We start from the raw sequence: 21,117 nt of genomic DNA on the forward strand, positions 1-21,117 counted from the left end.
TATGATGGTTTTTGGTTTAGCAACTGCATCATATCGGAGGATCTTTTTTATGTCCAGAGGGGCCAGACGAACCTGACAGGAATGCTCCGAGGCGAGATAGGACGAGCAGAAGATCCATTTCTTCCGAGCAGTGGAAGAAAGAAATTAGCTGAAGCCGGCCCGCCCGGAAAGCGTCCTGAGGAGGCGAAAGCAGGAAATTGCATAAGCATGTATAAATAACACTTTATAAACAGCCTGAAAGCCTGTCAGATATTATTCTGACAGGCTTCCGTGCGTTATAGATGCTCTGATTTTTCAGCCGCTGATATATCTCTGGTAGAGAGCGAGGGCTTCTGTTTCCTCTGACGTGTCATGTACGAGTGCTCTTCCGTCTTTAAAAAGAACTACACGCTTTCCTTCCAGACTGACCTGAAGCAGGTAGCTGTTCATTTTTGGGCTGTAGGGAGCGAGCGTCCTTTTGAGTGCATCAAAACTCACGTCGTGCGGTGGACGGATCTGTACGGTATCTCTTCCGCAAAGCACAGCGGTGCGCGTCTGGTTTCCAGCCTGAAGATAAGGGTATTGAGGGTTTTCCCCACAGGAAGGACAGCCGGTATCTTTCAGGCGGTTCACCCCGATTTTTCTTGTTTCGTTCGTCCACACATCGAATTGAATAAGTTCCTCTCTCAGCGCTTCTTTGTTTCCACCAAGGAGTTTAAGTGCTTCTGCCGTCTGTAAGGAGGCAGTCATCTGCACTGCAGGAGAGATCACCCCGGCCGTATCGCACGTGTCCCCACCAGTGGGAACTGTGCCCAGAATACACGAAAGGCAGGGCTTTTCTCCTGGAAGAATCGTATAGGAAAGACCGTAACTTGCAACACACGCCCCATATATCCACGGAATATGATATTTTTGGGACGTATCGTTTATAATCATCCTCGTCGCAAAATTATCCAGTGCATCTATAATAAGATCGGCGTGCTGATACCTCTCCAGTGTTTCCGGTACTACATCTTCAATTATTCCTTCTACGTCAACATCCCGGTTGATGCTCTGCAGTCTCGCTTCTGCGGCCGCTGCTTTAGGAATTCTTTCATCCGCATCGGCTTCCGTGTAGAGCTGCTGGCGCTGCAGATTGGAGTATTCCACGTAGTCCCGGTCAAGGATCGTGACTTTCCCCACCCCTGCCCTTACAAGCATTTCCGACGAAGCACTTCCGAGCGCCCCGGCTCCTACGATAACAACGTGGGAGCCGGACAAGTTCTTCTGGCCTTCTTTTTTTATTCCGTTGAACAAAATCTGTCTGGAATACCGGTCATTCATGTTCGCGGACTCACTCCTTCAACTGGGCTGCTTGGCGAAGCAAGTGGAGCTTTCTCAATACGCCCGGCCTCAAAACCGTAACGGCCGGCATGAACTGCAAGCTTCATTGCTTCAGCCATCTTCACAGGATCTCCTGCTTTCGCAACGGCGGAATTAAGAAGAATGCCGTCCGCTCCAAGTTCCATCGCCTGCGCTGCGTCTGCCGGGCTTCCAAGGCCGGCGTCAACGATAATTGGCACCTGTGCCTGTTCTATAATTCTCTGCAGATTGTACGGGTTCAAAATACCGAGGCCTGAACCTATCGGAGAAGCTGCAGGCATTACTGCATGACAGCCCATTTCTTCCAGCTTTCTGGCAAGAACTACATCATCAGAGGTGTAGGTTAGAACGGTAAACCCTTCCTTTAACAGTTCCTCCGAAGCTTTTAACGTTTCGACAGGATCCGGAAGAAGTGTCTTGTCACATCCGATAACTTCTACTTTCACCATATCACAAAGACCAGCGGCCTGCGCAAGTTTGGCTGTTCTTACCGCCTCTTCTGCTGTGGCTGCCCCTGCAGTGTTTGGAAGGAGCTTAAATTTTTCCAGATCCAGTCCTTTAAAAGCATCTGTCGATCCCTCTTCCAGAGACATTCTGCGTACCGCAAAAGTTAACACGTCGGTTCCTGAAGCAGCAACGGCGTTTTTCTGCACTTCGTGGTTTTCATACTTCCCTGTTCCGAGCATCAGCCTTGAAGAAAGTTTGATATTTCCAATTTTCAGCATGTTATCCGCCTCCTACAAAATGTACGATTTCAATCCGGTCTCCGTCTGACAAAGCTGTTTCCGGCCATTCTTCTTTTTTTAATATAACCCCGTTCTGCTCGACAGCTGTTCGTTCTCCACTGATGTTGTACTCAGAAAGCAGATCGGAAATTGAATGAAGAGGCTTATGAATCTCATATTCATTTCCGTTAATTTGAATATTCAATGGTTTCCCTCCTGTCGGGCTGCAGAAACTGCAGCGCTTCTGAATTTTTTCCCGTCATCATTTCAGCAGTTTTTCTGCCGCTGTATCCTGACATGAGTATCCCGTTGCGATAATGGCCGGCAAGCACATATAAATCTTCTTCCAGCTTCCCTGCAAAAGGAATTCCGTCCGGGCTTTTCGGGCGGATGCCAGCCCAGATTTCGTCCACCGGGGCCTCGTTCAGCTCAGGAACGAGAGCCAGTGCGCGGCCGAGAAGATACTGCACAGCTCCGGCCCGGACTGTTTTTGACAGTTCCCCTTCTGTCTCCGTGGCACCAACGATCACTCTCCCGTCTGCCTTCGGAACGAGATACACTTCCGGAGTCACTATCGTACAGCTGAAGGGTTGTTCCTTTGGAAGGAGTGCTATGCATTCTCCTTTCACAGGAATCATTTCCGGCATTGCTGCCCCTTTAATTTTTCCATTCCCGTGTGCTAAAAGTATTTTTTCAGAGTGGAAATTCCCGTCCGGCGATGCGGCCTGCCATTTTCCAGAAAATCTGCTTATACCACGAACTTCTGTCTGCTCCCGAATTTCTCCACCTAGATGCTGAACTGCTTCAATCAGTGCTGCAGTATAACTTCTTGCATCCACCTGCGTTTCATTTTCAAAAAATGCCGCCCCGGATACTTCCTTCTTTTTCAGAAAAGGGAGAGCCTTTCGTACGTCCTCCCCGCTGAAATATTCCGCCGGCTCTTTTTCTTCGTGATGGAGAGCAGTCAGTTTCTTCAGTCTCTGCTCTTCCTCTATCCCGCAGGCAAGCCTCCACGCCCCTTCCTGCCGGTATTGAATCGTCAGACCGGAAGTGTTCTCCAGTTCGCCTGCCAACCCGCAGAAATAGTCTCTGCACGTAACAGCAAAACGGAACAGTTCCCTGGATGCATGCATTTCTGTCTGGGCTCCGAGCATACCAGCTGCCGCATGGGATGCTTCCTTTCCTGCCTTTCCTTTTTCAAGCAGGAGGACCTTTTTTCCTTCAAGCAGCAGGTGATATGCAGCAGATAATCCGTTCACTCCTGCGCCGATCACAATGACATCATACATCTGCCCGCCTCCCTCACACATTATTTAAGAAGTTTCCCAGCGTCTGATAACTTTTCTGTAATGTTCTGCCGCAGCAGCAGGGTCCTCCTGCCCCATAATCCCGGACACAACTGCCGCTCCATGTACTTTGCCGGCCAGTTCCCTGAGACGGTCTGGAGTCAGCCCCCCAACGGCGATAACGGGGATTTGCAGTCCTTCTGTCATTTTCAGGATGTTTTCCATTCCTCTCCCCTGCACACCGTTCTTCGATCCTGGATCAAATACCGGACCGGCCATAATCCAGGAGGCACCGGCACGTTCTGCTGCCAGAGCTGCTTCTCTGCTGTGTACCGAAATTCCCCATTTTCCTTCAGGTGCCTGATTTAAAAATGTTTCCGGCAGATGAAGAGGCAAGGTCGATTTCGTCGCTCCTGCCGTTTTGGCATTGACGATAATTTTCCTTCGGTCTCCGGCTCTTTCTTCATACAGCTTCAAAGCTTCTGAAAGATTCTTTTCGTTCCAGAACGGCTCCCGTATATGAAGAAAGTCCGCTGATTTCTCGACAAGTGCCGCTTTACGGGCCCAGTCTTCGGGAGCCATTTGCCCTGTAGAAAGAACATGAAGTTCCATCGGCCCCCCTCCTTTCTATTTTCTTATTGAAAATAGCTGCAAGGTATCTTTTGAATGTGGCTCGGCTGAAATTGATCATTCATTTATAAGTTGTATATCCTGCGGTGACAGTTCCCTTTACTTTCCCTCCTGAAGAAGATTTCCACGGCTTCGGAAACATTGTCAAAGAACAAAAAAAGCCGCCTCCCGGGAAGGGAAGCGGCTGTACGTCACCGATAGTCATCGTGCTTTACCAGTTTTCGCATCACTTCCCTACGCCAGTACAACCTGGATCAGGTTCCGGGAGTCCCGAAGTGAAACTTCGATCTCAGCCCTTTTAAAAGGCACCTCCAGTGATTTCTATTTAATTGGTACTTTCTACTTTAGTGGCTGGGTCAGCATATGTCAAATAATGATTGTTATACGCTTACATGTTTTCCTTCTTCACTGTCGAAGTATCCCATATCCGTCAGTTTTAATGAAGGAATCACCGGCAGACACATAAAGGAAAGCGCCGACAGCGGATTGAAGTCCCCGCTGAAACCGAGGTCGGTAAATCCTTCCTCCACCGCAGTAAGATCTCTCACTGCTTCTTCTGCTGAAGCAGTGGACATCAGTCCAGCAAGGCTTAACGGGAATTCTGCCGTTATTCTGCCGTTTTTAACGAGCACGAGCCCTCCCTGAAGATTTTGTACCCGTTCTACAGCAATCCGCATATCTTCATCCGAAAGACCGGCCGCAACAATATTATGAGAATCGTGGGCTACCGTCAGTGCGAACGCCCCCTCCCGGAAAGTCAGTCCACGGATAAAACCGAGCCCGATATTTCCGGTCAATTTGTGGCGTTCAATTACCGCGAGCTTCATCACATCCTTGTTCACGTCTGCCTGAAATGCACCGTTTTTTACAGGCAGTGCAATTTCAGCTTTATTGGTAACGATGCTGTTCGGCACGTAATCAATGACGAGGGCATGTCCGGCAGTGTTTCCAGGTATGGTGAACGCCTTTTCGGACAGCTCTTTAACATAAACAGTCTGCGTAAGCGCTGGTGGAATTGGTTTCTGTACTGTTTCCTGAAGTACTTTTCCGTTTTCTGCTGCAAGAATCCCCTGCTGATATACTGCTTCTACATTCATATCTTCGAGATTATCAATGATAAGCAGATCAGCATCATATCCGGGTGCCACAGCACCTTTTTCTTTCAGTCCGAAACATTCAGCGGCATTAAGTGATGCCAGCTGAATCGCTGTTACAGGATCCATTCCCATTTCCACTGCCAGTCTGACATTGGCATCGATACTTCCTTCAGCCATGAGTGCATCCAAATGCTTATCGTCCGTGCAGAAAAGAAACCGCCGGGAATTTTTTTCATTTACTGCCGGCAGGAGCGCCTTTAAATCTTTTGCAGCAGACCCTTCCCGAATAATAACGTACATACCACGCCGTACCCGTTCTTCTGCTTCTTCTGCTGTCGTGCATTCATGATCTGTTGTAATACCGGCAGCCCGGTAAACATTGACCTGTTCGGGAGTAAACCCTGCTCCATGACCATCGATATTCGCATTTCGTTCCATCGCATCTGTAAGCTTTGCTGTCATGTCCGGGGAAGCAGAAGCCACTGAAGGATAATCCATGACTTCAGCAAGACCGATGACTCTCGGGTGGCTGTAAAATGGTTTCAGATCCTCCGCTTTCAGGACAGCGCCTGAATTTTCAAATGGGGTAGCAGGCACACAGGAGGGAAGCATAAAGAACGCATTCAACGGCGAATCTTCGGAATCATCAAGCATATACTGAATCCCCTCCCTCCCTGCCACGTTGGCAATTTCATGGGGATCCGTAATAATTGTCGTTACTCCGCGGGGAACTACAACGTCTGCGAACCGGCTCGGTGATACCATAGAGGATTCAATGTGTACGTGCCCATCGATAAATCCGGGGGCAAGATATCTGCCTTCCATGTGTATCTCTTTTATCCCTTCGCAGGATCCGATACCGGCAACCTTTCCATTTTTCACGGCGACATCAGCTGTTTCTATTTCTTGAGTAAAAACATTGACGATATTCGCCTGTTTAAAAACGAGGTCGGCTTTTTCCTGACCCCCGGCTGCATAAATTAATTTTGGATCGGACTTTTTGGACATATTTTCCACTCCTTTTGAAAAAACGTGCATGCTAATGTTTTTATTATACCTGAACAAGAAGTCTGACGTCTATATAGTCTGTCAAAATACACCCTTTTCTGTGCTTATAAGTTGTTACCCCGGAGCGGGAATGATAAACTAATCAAATTGTACATAGAAACCCGAAAGGAATACGCCTTATGCCTAAACACCCTAATAAAAAACTTATCGCTGCCGTACTTCTTACCGGATCGTTTATTACTGTACTTAATCAGACATTGATGATCACTGCCATTCCTCCTATCATGCAGGAGATGAATATTACGGCCAATACTGCCCAGTGGCTCACTACTGTTTTCATGCTCGTAAATGGGATAATGATTCCCATTACTGCTTTTTTAATTGAAAAATTCACGACCCGCCAGCTGTTTATGACAGCGATGATGACATTTGCAGCCGGTACTATCATTGGAGGCCTCGCCCAGAATTTCGAAGTACTCATCGCCGGCCGCGTGATTCAGTCGGCCGGAGCCGGAATCATGCTGCCGCTTATGCAGACGGTTTTTCTCCTTATTTTTCCTGTGGAGAAAAGAGGTACGATTATGGGATTTGTCGGACTTACCATTTCATTTGCTCCGGCACTGGGCCCTGCCCTGTCCGGGTGGATTACAGAAACGTTTGCCTGGCGCTACTTATTCTGGTTCGTCCTCCCGCTTATTCTGCTTATTATGATAGTCGCTCATAAAATTCTCGAAAACGTAACAGAACTGAAAGATCCAAAAGTGGATCCTTTATCAATTATTCTTTCATCTGCCGGTTTCGGCGGACTGCTTTACGGGTTTACGAGTGCCGGAAATCAGGGCTGGTCCTCCCCGGTTACTCTAATCACACTGGCTGTAAGTGCCGCTGCCCTGTTCCTGTTCATTACCCGGCAGCTGAAAATGCATCATCCTATGCTTGAATTCCGGGTTTTTAAACTCCGCACATTTACAATTGCCACGATTATCGGAATGATCGGATTTCTCGGACTTATAGGACTTGAAACGCTTATTCCATTGTATATGCAGGAAATGAGAGAATTTACCGCACTTGATTCCGGACTTGTTCTTCTCCCGGGAGCCCTTATATCCGGGTTAATGTCACCTCTTACCGGTTATATCTTTGACCGGATCGGAGCACGGGCACTCGCTTTCACCGGTTTTACCATCATGACGATCGCGACACTCGGCTTCGTGTTTGTTGATATATACGCCACGATGGCACTGCTCGCTTTTTTATTTGCTCTTCGGATGTTCGGTTTTTCAATGGTCATGATGCCAGTCACCACCTCCGGCCTTAACGAGCTTCCTCGTAAGCTCATTCCGCACGGAGCCGCCATGAATAACACGATGCGTCAGATCGCAGCCTCTGTCGGAACCGCTCTGATCGTTACAATTATGACAACAACAGCCCAGACCGTAGAAACGGATGCAGCTCATACGACACCGGACATTATCGGCCTGAACACTGCCATGGGATCTATAACGATTCTCACGTTTATTGGGTTTATCCTTACCTTTTTCCTGAAAAATACTTCGCCGATGACTGACGAAGAATGGGACGAACGGGAAAGAAAAGCCGCCGAACGAAAAAACTGACCTTTTCAGGACAGCTTCTGGCTGTAGAAAAGGTCAGCATAAAATCCATTTGTACGAAGAAGTTCTTCGTGGCTTCCGGCTTCCATCACATTGCCTTCGTTCAGCACGATAATATGATCAGCTTCACGAATTGTATTGAGACGGTGAGCAATAACGATACTTGTTCTTCCGTGCATAAGACGACGGAGAGCCTCCTGAATCTTCAGTTCGGTGATCGTATCGATGCTGCTCGTTGCTTCATCCAGTACGAGCACCGCCGGGTCGGCAAGGAGGGCTCTAGCAATAGAAAGAAGCTGTTTCTGGCCCTGGCTGATGCCGCCTCCCTCCGCATCGATTTTCGTATCGTACCCTTCCGGCATCTTCGCTATAAAGGAGTGGGCGTTCGCGAGCTGTGCTGCTTCCTCCACTTCCCTGTCGGAAGCATGAAGTTTTCCGTAGCGGATATTCTCCCTGATACTTCCTTCAAACAAAAACGAGTCCTGCAGCACAAACGCCATATGGCGGCGCAGCGACTCTTTTTTTATGTTCCGGATATCCCTGCCGTCCATACGGATCGTTCCTTTGTCCGGATTATAAAACCTCGAGAGCAGACTGATAATCGTTGTTTTCCCTGCACCCGTCGGCCCAACGAATGCGACCGTTTCTCCTTTTTCAGCTGAAAAGGACACGTCGTCGATTGTAATTTCATTTTCGTAGCCGAAGCGGATATTTTCAAACGCAAGTCTTCCCTCCGAATATTCCAGCTCTTCAGCGTCTCCTTCCTCTTCCAGTTCATCCTTTTCGTCCATAATCTGGAATACCCGTTCAGCACCGGCAATCGCAGAGAGCAGCACGTTAAACTGGTTGGCCAGATCGTTCAGCGGCCGGGTGAACTGGCGCGCGTACTCAGCAAATATAACAATAACCCCGATCGTCACCATTCCGTTCATTGCCAGAAGCCCCCCAACACCGGCAATGACGGCAAAACTGACATTGTTGAGCATGTTCATCAGCTTGGGAATAAATCCTGATATCGTCTGCGCCCAGAACCCGGAGAGGCGCAGACGGGAATTTCTTTCCTCAAAATCTTTCATTACCCGCTCTTCCTGGGAGAAAGATTTGATAATCGGCTGTCCGCTCATCGTTTCCTGGACATACCCGTTGAGTGTACCGAGATTTTTCTGCTGGGCTTTAAACAGCGGCCCGGTGCGTTTCGTAATCCACTTCATACCGAAATACATACCGGGTACGATCAGCAGTGTAATTACTGTAAGCAGCGGGCTGAGATAGAGCATAACAATGAGAATCCCGGTGAGCGTCAGTACACTTTGAAAAATTTGTATAATGGAGCTGTTTAAGGTGTTACTGATATTTTCTATATCATTTGTCAGCCGGCTCATTAATTCTCCATGCTGCCTGCGGTCAAAGAAGGGAATTGGAAGTTTCTGCAGATGATCAAATAATCCCGTACGGATCGTGTAAACTGTCTGCTGAGATATACTGACCATAAAAAAGTGCTGCAGAAATACGGTCAAAGAATGCATTAGGTAGACCGCACCGAGAAGGATCAGAACGTAAAAAATAATTTCTGCATTTCCTTCCACAAGAAACGTGTCGATGGACAATCCGACAATAAGCGGCCCTGCCAGGGCAAAAAGAGAACTCAAAGCAATCATGAAAATAACAAGATAAAGTCTGGCCCTGTGAGCCATTAAATAGTTCCAAAGCCGCTTCAAGGTGCCTTTCCAGTCTTCCGCCCGCTTTTTATCATCTTCAGTGCGAGCCGAGTCTGTATCGAGCTTCGGCTGTTTAAACGGTTCAATCCAGTCTTTATGCATGATCTCCCTCCTCCCCGAACTGCGACACGTAAATGGCCTGATACAGCGGTGAGGAGGCGAGCAGTTCTTCATGCGTCCCTTCCGCTCTGATTTTTCCATCTTCCAGAAGAAGTACCCGGTCAGCTTCCATTGTGGTGCTCATTTTTTGAGTGATCATCAGTGTCGTACAGCGGTACTTTTTTAACGATTCGAGCAGACGCTTTTCCGTCTTTACATCCAGAGCGCTCGTACTGTCATCCAGCAGCAGGATACGGGGCTTCCGGATAAGCGCTCTCGCAATGGATATACGCTGTTTCTGCCCGCCCGACAAATTGACGCCCCGCTGACCGATACGGGTGTTCAGCCCTTCCGGAAGTTCAGCAATCGTCTCATAAATCTGGGCATCCCGGAGCACATCCACCATTTCCGCTTCTTTTGCTTTTTCTTTCCCCCAGCGGAGGTTATCGGCGATTGACCCGGTAAAAAGCATCGCTTCCTGCGGCACGTATCCGATCTGGGAACGCAGACTTTTCCACGTAAACTGGTCCACCAGATGACCGTCAACCCTGACTGACCCCCTATCCACGTCGTAAAGTCTCGGAAGCAGCTGAAACAGAGAGGTCTTTCCTGAACCGGTAGCTCCCAGTATCGCCACTCTTTCTCCTGCCTTTACGTGAAAATCAATGCCTTCCAGCACCGGCGTTTCTTTCCCCGGATAGCGGAAGTAAACATTGTCATACGTAATATCTCCCCGGAAGGAAGGCGCTTCCGCCGTATTTTCCTGCATATCTTCTTCCGTTTCCAGTACTTCTCCGACCCTTTCTGCAGAAGCTTTGGCACGGGAAAAAATAATAATGATCATGGAAAAAATAGACAATGCCCCTGTCATCCGGGTGATATAGTTAATGATTGCTACTACTTCCCCGACAGAAACGTTCCCGGCATTCACTCCAGTTGTCCCGAACCAGAGAACAGCCATAATGCATACGTTCATTATAAGAAGGATTAATGGCATGGTCGCTTCGACAATGCGAAGGGTGCGGACTGTTTTATGCTGAAGATCTTCAGAGGCCCCGTGGAAACGCTCTGATTCGTACGGCCTTCGGGAAAAAGATTTAATCAGACGGACAGCTTTCAAATTTTCCTGAACGACATTGTTCACACGATCGACTCTCGCCTGGACTTCTTTAAACAGACGTCCGGCCGTTCTCATAATCATTAAAAGGATAATAAGAAGGAGCGGGACCGCAGCGACCAAAACAAGCGCCAGCTGCCAGTTGACGATAAGAGCCATAATAACCGATCCTGCCACTAAAAGCGGGGCCCGGAGCATAATCCGGAGCGTCATAAAAATAGTATTCTGAAGCTGCTGAATATCATTGGTGATCCGTGTAAGAAGAGAAGAAGTAGGAAACTGCTGAAAGTTTTTGAAGGAGAGCGTCTGAATACGGCGGTACAGATCCCCACGAAGGTCATATCCCGTATTCTGACTCGCATAGGCGGCATAAAACGAGTTTATAATCCCCGCTGCAAATGCGACCAGAGAAAGAAGAAGCATAACCCCTCCCCACGTGAGGACAACACTCATATCCTCCATCATAATACCTTCATCGATAATTCTTGCTATTAAAAGCGGCTGGACAAGCTCTACACCAAGCTCCAGCAGCGTAAGAAAAAGTGCAGCCGCCACTGCTAATTTATATTTTTTCAGGTACTTCCATATTAACCGCATAATTTTCGCTGCCTTTCTCGCTTTTCTGTCATTTTATCACTTTACCATAACTATTTCCTGAATCGAAACGTTTGTACTGTCAGATAAGCTGACTGTGATCCTGCCGGCGGTCCATTGTGTTTCCTTTGTGAATCCTTTATCATATGAAATGGACGTAAAAGGAGCTTTCAGCTCTTTTCTTTATTTTATGTACTCATTCAATCGACTGTACAATAATAAATTTCCGGTTTCGTTACCGATCCCTGCCCGTATTCGGGCAGATTTCATTTTATGGAACTTTAACGAAACTGTTTAAAAAATCAATGGGGTGAAAGATATGAAAAAAGTTTGGTGGAAAGAAGCTGTCGGTTATCAAGTATATCCCCGCAGCTTTCAGGACAGTAACGGCGACGGTTTTGGTGATCTGCAAGGGATGATTCAGCGTCTCGACTATTTAAAAGATCTCGGAATTGATTTTATCTGGATCTGTCCGATGTATAAGTCCCCTCTGGATGACAATGGCTACGATATTTCCGACTATCAGGATATTCTCGAGGATTTTGGTACGATGGATGACTTTGATGCGCTGCTTAAAGCTTGCCACGAACGAGGCATGCGGCTGATCATTGACCTCGTACTTAACCATACGAGTGATGAACATCCATGGTTTATTGAGTCCCGGGAGGACAAAGATAATCCGAAAAGAGACTGGTATATATGGCGTGATCCCGTGGAAGGCAGGGAACCAAACAACTGGGAAAGTATTTTTGGAGGATCTGCATGGGAATACGATGAGCAGACCGGGCAGTATTACCTGCACGTGTTCAGCCGCCGGCAGCCGGATTTAAACTGGGAGAATCCAGAGGTCCGTGAAGCACTTTATGAAATGGTAAACTGGTGGCTTGATAAAGGCGTGGACGGATTCCGCATCGATGCGATCAGCCATATTAAAAAACGTCCGGAATTCCCGGATATGCCCAACCCGAAAGAGCAGAAATACGTTTCCTCCTTTGAGATGCACATGAATCAGGAAGGTATTCATACATTTCTTGAAGAATTCAAAAACCGGACGTATGAAAATTACCCGAACGCGATGACTGTCGGTGAAGCAAACGGAGTAAGCGTGGAGGAAGCTCATCTCTGGGTCGGTGACGAAGGTAAAATGGATATGGTTTTCCAGTTTGAACATCTGGATTTGTGGGAGCATGACTCTGACGAAGGCCTGGATATTTATAATTTGAAAAAAGTATTGAGCCGCTGGCAGCAAGCGATGGATAAGGATGGCTGGAACGCACTGTTTATCGAAAATCACGATAAAGCACGTGTTGTTTCCACGTGGGGAGACGATAAATACTACTGGTATGAAAGTGCCACCTCCCTCGGCGCCATGTATTTTTTGATGAAAGGCACTCCTTTTATCTACCAGGGCCAGGAAATCGGTATGACCAATATTTACTTTGATTCTATCGAGCATTACGATGACGTGGCAGCACTTAACCTCTACGAAGAAAAAGCAGCGGACAACCAGGCTGAAGAAGCGATTTCTGCTCTGGCTCTTACGTCCAGGGACAACAGCCGTACGCCGATGCAGTGGTCAGAGTCTGAAAACGCCGGATTTTCTGACGGTGCTCCGTGGCTCAAAGTAAACGAAAACTACAAACAAATTAACGTTGAAAAACAACTGAATGATCCTCATTCAATTTTGTCCTTTTACCGGAAAATGATACGTCTCCGACGGGACAATGAACTGTTTGTTTACGGCTCCTACGATCTTCTTATGGCGGAGGATGATCAAATTTATTCCTACGTCCGTGAGATGGACGGACGTAAAGCCATAATCATGTCAAACTTGACAGAAGAATCTGCAGACTGGCACGTCGTAGTTCAGGGACTTGAAGTATCGGCGCAGGAGCTCGTTCTTCATAACTATAAAGATATTCCCGAACACAGCCGGACAACCCGTCTTCCGCTGCGACCATATGAAACTCGGGTTTATATTATCGAAAAGTAAAAGGCGTATCTTTTTCTTATCGCTGCCTTGAAAATAAAAAGGAATGTCTGCTTTCGGTTCCATGGAGAGGCTTTCCGAGCGGGCCGCCCTTGCTCTGGAGTCCCTCCATTTCTCCTCCAGCTTCCGGTCAAAAGACCCTATCCTTTCATCTTTTGAAGGAAAAAGCAGGAGGTATAAACTCACTGATAGAGAAAAGTGTTTTCACCTCTCATGACGTAATGATTTTGCATGAATGTCTCTGGTAAAGCTTCGTGTTGTTATTTAAGGTTGCCTGCGGCTCTTTTTTCTTCGCTTGCCGCGGTTTTACAGAAGAAAGAACAGGGTTCACGAAAAGTAGAACTTATCTTTTTCTGTGAAAAGAACGAAACGGAAACCTGCCCGTGAAAGATGGAGATGGGGGTACAGGGCGCAGTCAGCCCGAAAATCTTCTTTACAGCAGGCCGGTTGAAAGCGAAGTTTATCTTCAGCCCTCAAAAGCGGACGCAGCTTTTCTTATAAAAATAAAAGCTGCTGCGTTAACTTCATCTTAAACGGAAGAAAAAAACCGAAAGGGAATCCCTTTCGGTTTTTTTCTTATATCGAATGTCGGTTTACGGTATTCTCCCCGTATAAAGCAAACCCATTTTTGTTTTTCTTTTTTTTCAAGTACATTGCTTTATCTGCATTTTTAAGCAGTGTTTCTATATTCATCCCGTGATCCGGATAAAGTGCCGCTCCACTCGAAGCTTCAACTTTCAGAACATGCTCCCCTATCTGCATTTCCTCCTGAAACTGAGCCATCACCGAACTTGCTGCGGTTTTTAGATTCTCTTCCGTATAAATATTAGTAAATACAATCAAAAATTCATCTCCGGCCATTCTGGCTACCGTATCTGTTTTTCTTACAGCACTTTTCAGCTTTTCCGCGACTTTCACAAGCAGCTTATCCCCTGTATCGTGCCCATATACATCATTGATTGACTTAAAATTATCGAGATCAAGAAACAGCACCCCGAGCTTTGTGCCTGTTCTGCTCGTCTGCCGGACGAGCTGCTCCATCCGGTCAAATAGAAGCCGCCTGTTTGGAAGGCCGGTCAGCGGGTCATGGTAAGCCATAACTTCCATCTGCTCGGCAAGGGACCGGTAGCGTCGCTCACTTTCCCGAAGAGCAAATTCCGTCAGTTTACTGTCCGTTACATCTGTAATATAGCCGCTCCACATCGTTTCGCCGCCTTCCATTTTCCGGGGATCTGCTGATGCTCTCAGCCATTTCACAGCTCCGCTCCGTTTGACAAGGCGAAACGTTTCATCGAACGGCGTCTTTTCTTCCCTGGAAATATCAAGGCTGTGATAAAGATCCGGCAGATCTTCTTCGTGAACAAATTCCTCCAGTTCAAGCTCTGAAATATCACGATTCGCAAGGTGCGCCCCGAAAATTTTGTGAAGACTTCCTGTAGCAGTCGAAAATCGGTAATCCCCCGGACCCTGGCTGACCAGCTGGTAAATAACACCCGGCACCTGGGCGGATATCCCTGAAATTAATTTGTCTCTGCGGTCGATGGCCTCTTCTTTTTCTTTCAGTTCCGTAATATCATACGTGTACCCGTAAAAACGCATGACGCCGGCCTCCAGTTTTGTCGGTGAAGCGTTGCTCCTGACCCACCTTACGCCCCGATCAGGATGAATTACACGGAAATCCTGATTCCACATCTTTTCACTCTGCTTGCTTTCCTCAATCAGGGCAAGCATGTTAGGTAGATCATCCGGATGGACGCGCGCAAACATCGTACTTATATCTTCATACACCGTTTCAGGGCTCAGCTTTATGAGATCCCATATACCGTTGGAAGTGGTGACAAGTTCATGTTCTCCCGATGGATGGACATTAAACTGATAAATCATGCCCGGCACCTGTGAAAAAAGCCCGCGCATTTTTTCTTCACTTTCTTTTAATGCAAGCTCTTTATTTTTTTCTTCCGTTATATCCGTAATGTATCCGTGCCATATAATGCTTCCGTCTTCCATAAAAACCGGCTTCGAGCTGGCACGTATCCAGCGCACATCCCCCGCCAGCTTTCGTATGCGGACTTCTGTAAACCAGCGGCTTTGCTCCTCTTTCGAACGAAGCAGTGACTGCAGGGCTTTGTCCCTGTCGTCCTCGTGCACTTTTTCGAAAAGAAGATACGGACGGTCCTTAAGTGTTTCCCGTTTTATTTCAAACATTTCAAGAAATCCGTCAGAGTAGTAAGGTAAAGTGAACCGCCCTTCCTTGTTAATTTTCAGCTGACAGAGTCCCCCTGGTATTTCCTCTGTCAAATTTTTCAGCATTGCTTCCCTTCTTTGTATTTCCGTATCCCGGATAGACCTTTCTGTAATGTCCAGTGCGGTACTGTAAATATTTCCATCCTGCTCAAACAAATGCCATTCAATAAGCCGTTTTTCCCTTTTTTTCGTCAGCACACAGTTCACATGTCCCCGGACAGCTTCTCCTCTTCCGGCTATATGGAAGACACGGCACGCTTCTTCCCGGTCTTCGTAACGGATAAAGTCTGTCATTTTCCTGCCGAGCATTTCGTTTCTCGTATAACCTGTCACAACCTCCCATTCGGGATTTACTTCCAGTATTGCTCCCGATGAATCCAGTCGCGCAAGCAGACCAAGACTGCCTGAAAAAAAAGTGTCCAGCATGGAGAGCGTCGCTTTTTCTTCTGTAATATCCATAAATATTACAGAAAAAAGATCTTTTCCGTGCGGAATAATCTGTACTTTGTACCAGCGCTGAAGAGCATGGGAATACCTCTCCAGAATCATCATCTCTCCATTCGTAAGTACTTCGTTATAAGTCTGTACCCAGTCCCTGTGCTTTTCTTCCGGTGCCGGGAGAATTTCCTGCATGCGTTTATCGACGGTGTCATCCATCTGCAGACCAAGAATTTCCTCCATTTTGTCGTTCATGTCCAGAATGAGGTAATCTACAGCTTCCCCATCTTCAAAAATCATTTTTTGATAAGCATACCCTACAGGAAGAGTCCGAATAATATTTTCATAACAAATACTGCCCAATTTGCTTCCCTCCATTCGTCCCAGCAACAAAACAACTACCATTATTATACATCTTAAGGATTGTTTTTCCTAGTCCACCTTTTTCATGTCCACATGCGGGATGTTATCTTCCAGATAAGTTTCTGAAATTCTTTGAAAACCAAAGGACGAATAAAACTTTTCTGCATATTCCTGCGCCTGCAGACGGATGCTGCTGTAATTCATTTTATCATTCAGAAATGCGACCGACTGCTCCATAAGCTCTTTTCCTAATCCGCTTCCTCTGTATACTTCGGCAACAAGGACACGACCTATCGCAGCTTCTTCGTAACTGAGTCCAGGAGGGAGCAGCCTTGCGTAAGCCAGTATCTCCCCATGTTCTTCGGCATATAAATGCCAGCAGTCTTTATCTTTACCATCAATTTCCGGGTACGGGCAGTTCTGTTCCACAACAAATACTTCCACCCGGATCTGCAGAATGCGGTAAAGTTCTTCTGGTGAGAAGTCTTCAAATTTTTTAATATGCCATTTCATTATACTTTCCCCTTTCCATATGAAACTCTCTTTTCGAGCAGTTTTTCCAGGAGGCCTCTGCGTCCCTTCTTATGGAAAAACTTTCACGTGCCTCTTTATTGAAGGATACATTCATAAATTTGTTTCTGCTTAGAATTCTTCCAGCTGCAGATCTGCCGGCCTGAGCCGTTTGTATTTATGATAGACTATGAACAGGTACATTTCTACAGGAAGGCGGTTCAGTATGTTCAATAGAAAGAAGCTGACAGTTAAACGAAAGGCACGACGCACAAGACAGTGGTTTGAAAAAGTTCATGTTTATCCTTTCCCTGCAGAAGAAGGTGGAGAAGAATACTTTCTGGTTGACTACATAAAAGCCCGGCAGGTCACCGGTTATGCCGTGATTTCCCCCGGACAGGAAATTTCAAAAGACGCCTTGAAAGCTCACCAGAAACTTTTTCTGTTTTATTCGCTTACTTCTAAAATTAAAGAGGACGGCCGGATGCGCGCTGGAATCAATCTGGACTTTTTCCAGGCTCCGCTTAAACTGATGGGAAAAGAACCGGCTCCTGCCCTTACTGAAGGGTATCAGACGATCGAAACGGTCCTTGCTCTTCAGCTGAAGTACCGGACAGCATATGAAAACTTTCAAAAGCATCTGGCTGAACTGGAGTCTGCAAAACGTCCCCTCACCGCAGCGGATGTTCAGGAGGCAGTGGAAACCGCAGCGATGCTTGATGTGCTTCAATATGAAATTATCCGTACCCTTTCTGAAAAATCAGCTCTGCTCGATAACTGGGTTGAACAGATGAAAACAGAAAAGCTGTGGGAGCGGCTCAACAAATCCCAGCAGGTATTCTACATTCAACTGTTAAAAAATGAAGAACTAATGAAGGAAGAAAGCCGCCGTATGACAGTTGTTAAAAATGATAATCCGGATAAAATGCTTCAGCTTAATACCGATAAAATGAAAACTTATAAACGAAAAGAACAAATTGAGCAGGAAAAAGCCCTCCGTCAGCCGTAATCGGAAGGCTTTTTCTTTATTTTACATAACCAGCCCGATGCAGAAGACGTTCTGCCGGTCTAAGTTTTTAAAATTCTATATCATGAACCCCTTGGAAATTTAAGTTACAATTACATGTCATAAATGTTACAATCTTATTGCGCTACTTGTTTTTCCTATATAAGGGAGTAGTATTTATGGTGTAAATGCACTTTTGTAAGACTTTTCTATTTTTAAAAAAGAAAGAGGCGAACTATCATGAAAAACTGGATGCTATCTCTTGGTCTTATTAGTTCTATCGTCCTGACACTTCCGGTATCTGCATCAGCCTACTCCGGCGAAGATAAAGAGTCCTGGTTTAAAGATGAAGTGAACCAGCTGTCGGAAACAGGGCTTATCGAATATTTTCCTGGTGAACCGTTTGATCCTGAGGCCAACTTGACGCGGGCAGAAACTGTTGAACTGCTGCACGCTGCCTTTCCAATCGAAGAAGGAACCGAACAGCAGGAAGATGCTCCTTTTGAGGATGTTGCCACAGATGACGAAGAATACGAAGCAGTAAACGCTCTCTACAATAAAGAAGTAATTGAATCAACAGACGATAAACTTTTTCACGGAGAAAATTTAGTAACTAAAGGAGAATATGCTGTGCTGCTTTCCAAAGCGGCAGAACTGCACCAGAGTGATGCTGAAAACTTTTATGCAGATGTAGATGGAGAAACTTCTGAAGCGGTTCATGCTCTTTTAGAGGCAGACATTCTTCTTGAACAGGAAGATGAGAATTTCTACCCGGAGGAAGTACTTACTAATGGAGAAGCAGCGGAACTCCTGCTTCAAACATTGAATTACTACGAAAATAAAGATGAAAACGGCAGTCCGACTGAAGAAGAACCGGTGTTTGAAGTGAAAGAAGCCAATCTTACCGATAAATCTTTTTCTCTTACTGAGGACGAAACTGAACTCGCAGAATCCATTAACGCCTACCGGGAAGAAAACGGTCTTGAGCCGTTGACTATTTCCATTTCCCTCACTCAGACAGCCCGGGCGCACGTTGAAGATTCCAACGCTCACGCTCCGGAAAATGAGCGGGAGGAATGCAGCCTGCACAGCTGGTCTTCTCATGGAGAATGGACGCCGGTATGCTACGGTTTTGACAAGAATTTCGCTGAAAAGAGCTGGACAAAGCCAAGCGAAATTACTGGAGGCGAGTATACTGGATTCGGTTTTGAAAATTCCTACTGGAACAGTATCGAAGCTACTCCTGAAAAAGCACTTAACGGCTGGCAGAACAGTGACAGCCACCGTGCTTTACTTCTCGGGGAAGGCTCCTGGGAAGATATTGAGTACATGGGTGTCGCTATAGATGGAAACTACTCCCACGTGTGGTTCGGCCGTGCTGAAGATCCGCAGGGATATGTTGAATAATGATTTACGGAGAGTCCTGTTTTTAAACAGGGCTCTTTTTTGTCTTTTTTCAGACTTTTAAAAGGAGGTGAAGAACTGCTTTCGGGCTGCCCGTCTGACTGTTTCTAAAATACTCAAAAGGAGTGACAGGAAATGCCGAAAACTCGATTTAAAGTGGATCTTACGAAAAAAATGGATCAGCAGGACGTGCCGGGACATAACAGATGGCACCCGGATATTCCGGCCGCTTTCTCAGTAAACGCCGGGGAATCGTTCCGTATGGAATGTCTGGACTGGACGGATGGACAGGTATCCAATAACGACGATGCTTCAGACATTCAGCATGTCAACTTAAACCGTGTTCATGTATTAAGCGGTCCGGTATATGTCAATGATGCCGCTCCCGGTGATCTGCTTGTTGTTGATATTTTGGATATCGGTGTATTTCCGGAAGCAGAATGGGGCTTCAACGGTATCTTCGCGAGAGAAAACGGCGGAGGATTTTTAACAGAGCACTTCCCTGAAGCTGCCAAGTCCATATGGGATATTAACGGTATTTATGCCACTTCCAGGCATATTCCGGGAGTGTCATTTGCCGGGCTTATCCACCCTGGTCTGATCGGTACTGCCCCTTCAAAAGAACTTCTCGATGAGTGGAACCGGAGGGAACAAGAACTGGTCGATAAAGATCCACAGCGTGTTCCTCCCTATGCCGAACTCCCTAATAAAGACAGTGTGGTACTCGGAAGCCTTTCAGGCGAAAAGTTCGATCAAGTCGCCAGGGAAGGAGCACGCACAGTCCCTCCCCGTGAAAATGGCGGCAACTGTGACATTAAAAATTTAACGAGAGGTTCCCGGGTATATTTCCCCGTGTTTGTAGACGGAGCAAAACTTTCTGTTGGAGATCTGCATTTTTCACAGGGCGATGGGGAAATTTCTTTCTGCGGTGGTATCGAAATCCCCGGATGGATAGATTTGAAAGTGGAAGTTATTAAAGGAGGCATGGAAAAGTTTCAGATTAAATCCAACCCGGTCTTCCGGACAAGTCCAGTAGAACCTCATTACACGGATTATATTGTTTTTGAAGGTGTGTCTGTAAATGAGCATAATGGAAAGCAGCATTACCTTGATGCCCACCTCGCCTACAGAAGAGCCTGCCTGAATGCGATTGACTACATGAAAACACTCGGCTATACAGGGGAGCAGGCCTACATGCTTCTCAGCACAGCTCCCGTGGAAGGAAGAGTCAGCGGAATTGTCGATATTCCTAACGCCTGCTGCACGGTGGCTATACCAAAAGATATTTTCGACAAAGATCCTTTCCCGGAAAGCAGGTGATCTGATTGATTCCCTACTCTTTTAAGTGCCCCGCCTGTGGTGTTTTTACAGAGTACCACCAGTCCATGCAGGGGCAGAAAAAAATTTCATTCTGTCCGGACTGCGGTCTGGAAGCTTCGAGAACCTACCAGCCTCCGCACGTGGCGAGAATGGACGGACGTGTTAAGAAACGGTTGGAAAAAGGTATGGAACCGCGCGTGATAAACCGCTCTGAAATAAATGGCACACCCGTCCGTTCCTCTGTTTCTCCTTCCCGTCCCTGGCAGGTATAGAAAAACAACATTTCTGCATGCAAAAAGGCCGTCCCGAAGTTTTACTGATAAGCTCCCCCTATAGTAGACAGAGAAATAATAAAACTCTCTATCTACTATAGCGGGGAGTTTTTTTATGAGTAAACGACAAACCCATCATACACCGAACGAACGGGAACAGCTGGTGCTGACCGTGCTGAGAGACAAGGTCCCCCTGAAGCCCACCGCCCATCAAGCTGATACTCTGTCAAGAAACTAGACACGTATAATTGGGATTTGATCGTTTCTTCTACCGCGCTCTCGCTTGGTGGCATTCGATAGACAATCAGGGAGACCCTGAATGTCTATCGAATGGACAGATGA

At 46.7% G+C, this 21,117-nt stretch carries 17 protein-coding genes and 1 riboswitch; of the genes, 6 read left to right on the forward strand and 11 right to left on the reverse strand.

Going from position 1 to position 21,117, the window contains the following annotated elements:
* Nucleotides 1-47 precede the first annotated feature (47 nt).
* The 7 genes from C6Y45_RS17705 to ade form a co-directional block, all read right to left on the reverse strand.
* Nucleotides 48-209 (reverse strand): hypothetical protein, encoded by a 162-nt coding sequence (locus tag C6Y45_RS17705; RefSeq protein WP_160058449.1) that lies wholly within the window; start codon nucleotides 207-209, stop codon nucleotides 48-50.
* A gap of 85 nt (nucleotides 210-294) precedes the next feature.
* Nucleotides 295-1,302 carry a ThiF family adenylyltransferase gene (locus C6Y45_RS15785; RefSeq protein WP_107586185.1) on the reverse strand — a complete coding sequence of 336 codons (1,008 nt, stop codon included), beginning with the start codon at nucleotides 1,300-1,302 and terminating at the stop codon, nucleotides 295-297.
* Nucleotides 1,299-2,066 carry a thiazole synthase gene (locus tag C6Y45_RS15790; RefSeq protein ID WP_107586186.1) on the reverse strand — a complete coding sequence of 256 codons (768 nt, stop codon included), beginning with the start codon at nucleotides 2,064-2,066 and terminating at the stop codon, nucleotides 1,299-1,301. Before C6Y45_RS15790 ends, C6Y45_RS15785 begins: the two co-directional genes overlap by 4 nt.
* A gap of 1 nt (nucleotide 2,067) precedes the next feature.
* Nucleotides 2,068-2,271 carry a sulfur carrier protein ThiS gene (gene thiS, locus C6Y45_RS15795; RefSeq protein ID WP_107586187.1) on the reverse strand — a complete coding sequence of 68 codons (204 nt, stop codon included), beginning with the start codon at nucleotides 2,269-2,271 and terminating at the stop codon, nucleotides 2,068-2,070.
* A complete protein-coding gene (thiO, locus tag C6Y45_RS15800; protein ID WP_107586188.1) occupies nucleotides 2,255-3,355 on the reverse strand; it encodes a glycine oxidase ThiO in 1,101 nt (366 codons plus the stop codon). The genes thiS and thiO overlap by 17 nt, the downstream gene beginning before the upstream one ends.
* A gap of 24 nt (nucleotides 3,356-3,379) precedes the next feature.
* Nucleotides 3,380-3,964: a thiamine phosphate synthase gene (locus C6Y45_RS15805; RefSeq protein ID WP_107586189.1), complete on the reverse strand. Its 585-nt coding sequence runs from the start codon at nucleotides 3,962-3,964 to the stop codon at nucleotides 3,380-3,382.
* A gap of 232 nt (nucleotides 3,965-4,196) precedes the next feature.
* A riboswitch (TPP riboswitch) is annotated at nucleotides 4,197-4,305 on the reverse strand.
* A gap of 57 nt (nucleotides 4,306-4,362) precedes the next feature.
* A complete protein-coding gene (gene ade, locus C6Y45_RS15810; RefSeq protein ID WP_107586190.1) occupies nucleotides 4,363-6,087 on the reverse strand; it encodes an adenine deaminase in 1,725 nt (574 codons plus the stop codon).
* 179 nt (nucleotides 6,088-6,266) lie between these two features.
* Here ade and C6Y45_RS15815 point away from each other — a divergent pair, with 179 nt between their 5' ends.
* Nucleotides 6,267-7,703 carry an MDR family MFS transporter gene (locus C6Y45_RS15815; RefSeq protein ID WP_107586191.1) on the forward strand — a complete coding sequence of 479 codons (1,437 nt, stop codon included), beginning with the start codon at nucleotides 6,267-6,269 and terminating at the stop codon, nucleotides 7,701-7,703.
* Between the two features lie 5 nt (nucleotides 7,704-7,708).
* On the opposite strand, the gene C6Y45_RS15820 is transcribed toward C6Y45_RS15815, so the two are convergent.
* Entirely contained in the window at nucleotides 7,709-9,520 is a 1,812-nt protein-coding gene (locus C6Y45_RS15820; RefSeq protein ID WP_107586192.1) for an ABC transporter ATP-binding protein, read from the reverse strand.
* The gene (locus C6Y45_RS15825; protein ID WP_107586193.1) at nucleotides 9,513-11,231 is read right to left on the reverse strand and encodes an ABC transporter ATP-binding protein; all 1,719 of its coding nucleotides are present in this window, start codon (nucleotides 11,229-11,231) and stop codon (nucleotides 9,513-9,515) included. Before C6Y45_RS15825 ends, C6Y45_RS15820 begins: the two co-directional genes overlap by 8 nt.
* A gap of 316 nt (nucleotides 11,232-11,547) precedes the next feature.
* On the opposite strand from C6Y45_RS15825, the gene C6Y45_RS15830 reads away from it, so the two are divergent.
* Complete coding sequence (locus C6Y45_RS15830; RefSeq protein WP_107586194.1) at nucleotides 11,548-13,221, forward strand: alpha-glucosidase; 1,674 nt, start codon at nucleotides 11,548-11,550, stop codon at nucleotides 13,219-13,221.
* Nucleotides 13,222-13,794: 573 nt separating this feature from the next.
* Here C6Y45_RS15830 and C6Y45_RS15835 read toward each other — a convergent pair.
* Both C6Y45_RS15835 and C6Y45_RS15840 read right to left on the reverse strand, forming a co-directional pair.
* A complete protein-coding gene (locus C6Y45_RS15835) occupies nucleotides 13,795-16,263 on the reverse strand; it encodes a sensor domain-containing protein (RefSeq protein WP_160058451.1) in 2,469 nt (822 codons plus the stop codon).
* A gap of 69 nt (nucleotides 16,264-16,332) precedes the next feature.
* The gene (locus tag C6Y45_RS15840; protein WP_107586196.1) at nucleotides 16,333-16,776 is read right to left on the reverse strand and encodes a GNAT family N-acetyltransferase; all 444 of its coding nucleotides are present in this window, start codon (nucleotides 16,774-16,776) and stop codon (nucleotides 16,333-16,335) included.
* Nucleotides 16,777-16,963: 187 nt separating this feature from the next.
* Between C6Y45_RS15840 and C6Y45_RS15845 the strand changes: the two genes are divergently transcribed.
* The 4 genes from C6Y45_RS15845 (at nucleotide 16,964) to C6Y45_RS15860 (ending at nucleotide 20,775) form a co-directional block, all read left to right on the forward strand.
* Complete coding sequence (locus C6Y45_RS15845; protein ID WP_160058453.1) at nucleotides 16,964-17,782, forward strand: hypothetical protein; 819 nt, start codon at nucleotides 16,964-16,966, stop codon at nucleotides 17,780-17,782.
* Nucleotides 17,783-18,019: 237 nt separating this feature from the next.
* Entirely contained in the window at nucleotides 18,020-19,186 is a 1,167-nt protein-coding gene (locus C6Y45_RS15850; RefSeq protein WP_107586198.1) for a CAP and S-layer homology domain-containing protein, read from the forward strand.
* Between the two features lie 132 nt (nucleotides 19,187-19,318).
* A complete protein-coding gene (gene fmdA, locus C6Y45_RS15855; RefSeq protein WP_107586199.1) occupies nucleotides 19,319-20,503 on the forward strand; it encodes a formamidase in 1,185 nt (394 codons plus the stop codon).
* Between the two features lie 5 nt (nucleotides 20,504-20,508).
* Entirely contained in the window at nucleotides 20,509-20,775 is a 267-nt protein-coding gene (locus C6Y45_RS15860; RefSeq protein ID WP_107586200.1) for an FmdB family zinc ribbon protein, read from the forward strand.
* Nucleotides 20,776-21,117 lie beyond the last annotated feature (342 nt).

It is taken from the genome of Alkalicoccus saliphilus, from assembly GCF_003044065.1.
Lineage (GTDB): Bacteria > Bacillota > Bacilli > Bacillales > Salisediminibacteriaceae > Alkalicoccus > Alkalicoccus saliphilus.

Excerpts from the sequence above, each read along its gene's own strand:
- C6Y45_RS17705 (WP_160058449.1), bottom strand. The coding sequence starts at position 209 with ATGCTTATGCAATTTCCTGCTTTCGCCTCCTCAGGACGCTTTCCGGGC.
- C6Y45_RS15785 (WP_107586185.1), bottom strand. The coding sequence starts at position 1,302 with ATGAATGACCGGTATTCCAGACAGATTTTGTTCAACGGAATAAAAAAA.
- C6Y45_RS15790 (WP_107586186.1), bottom strand. The coding sequence starts at position 2,066 with ATGCTGAAAATTGGAAATATCAAACTTTCTTCAAGGCTGATGCTCGGA.
- thiO (WP_107586188.1), bottom strand. The coding sequence starts at position 3,355 with ATGTATGATGTCATTGTGATCGGCGCAGGAGTGAACGGATTATCTGCT.
- C6Y45_RS15805 (WP_107586189.1), bottom strand. The coding sequence starts at position 3,964 with ATGGAACTTCATGTTCTTTCTACAGGGCAAATGGCTCCCGAAGACTGG.
- ade (WP_107586190.1), bottom strand. The coding sequence starts at position 6,087 with ATGTCCAAAAAGTCCGATCCAAAATTAATTTATGCAGCCGGGGGTCAG.
- C6Y45_RS15815 (WP_107586191.1), top strand. The coding sequence starts at position 6,267 with ATGCCTAAACACCCTAATAAAAAACTTATCGCTGCCGTACTTCTTACC.
- C6Y45_RS15820 (WP_107586192.1), bottom strand. The coding sequence starts at position 9,520 with ATGCATAAAGACTGGATTGAACCGTTTAAACAGCCGAAGCTCGATACA.
- C6Y45_RS15825 (WP_107586193.1), bottom strand. The coding sequence starts at position 11,231 with ATGCGGTTAATATGGAAGTACCTGAAAAAATATAAATTAGCAGTGGCG.
- C6Y45_RS15830 (WP_107586194.1), top strand. The coding sequence starts at position 11,548 with ATGAAAAAAGTTTGGTGGAAAGAAGCTGTCGGTTATCAAGTATATCCC.
- C6Y45_RS15840 (WP_107586196.1), bottom strand. The coding sequence starts at position 16,776 with ATGAAATGGCATATTAAAAAATTTGAAGACTTCTCACCAGAAGAACTT.
- C6Y45_RS15845 (WP_160058453.1), top strand. The coding sequence starts at position 16,964 with ATGAACAGGTACATTTCTACAGGAAGGCGGTTCAGTATGTTCAATAGA.
- C6Y45_RS15850 (WP_107586198.1), top strand. The coding sequence starts at position 18,020 with ATGAAAAACTGGATGCTATCTCTTGGTCTTATTAGTTCTATCGTCCTG.
- fmdA (WP_107586199.1), top strand. The coding sequence starts at position 19,319 with ATGCCGAAAACTCGATTTAAAGTGGATCTTACGAAAAAAATGGATCAG.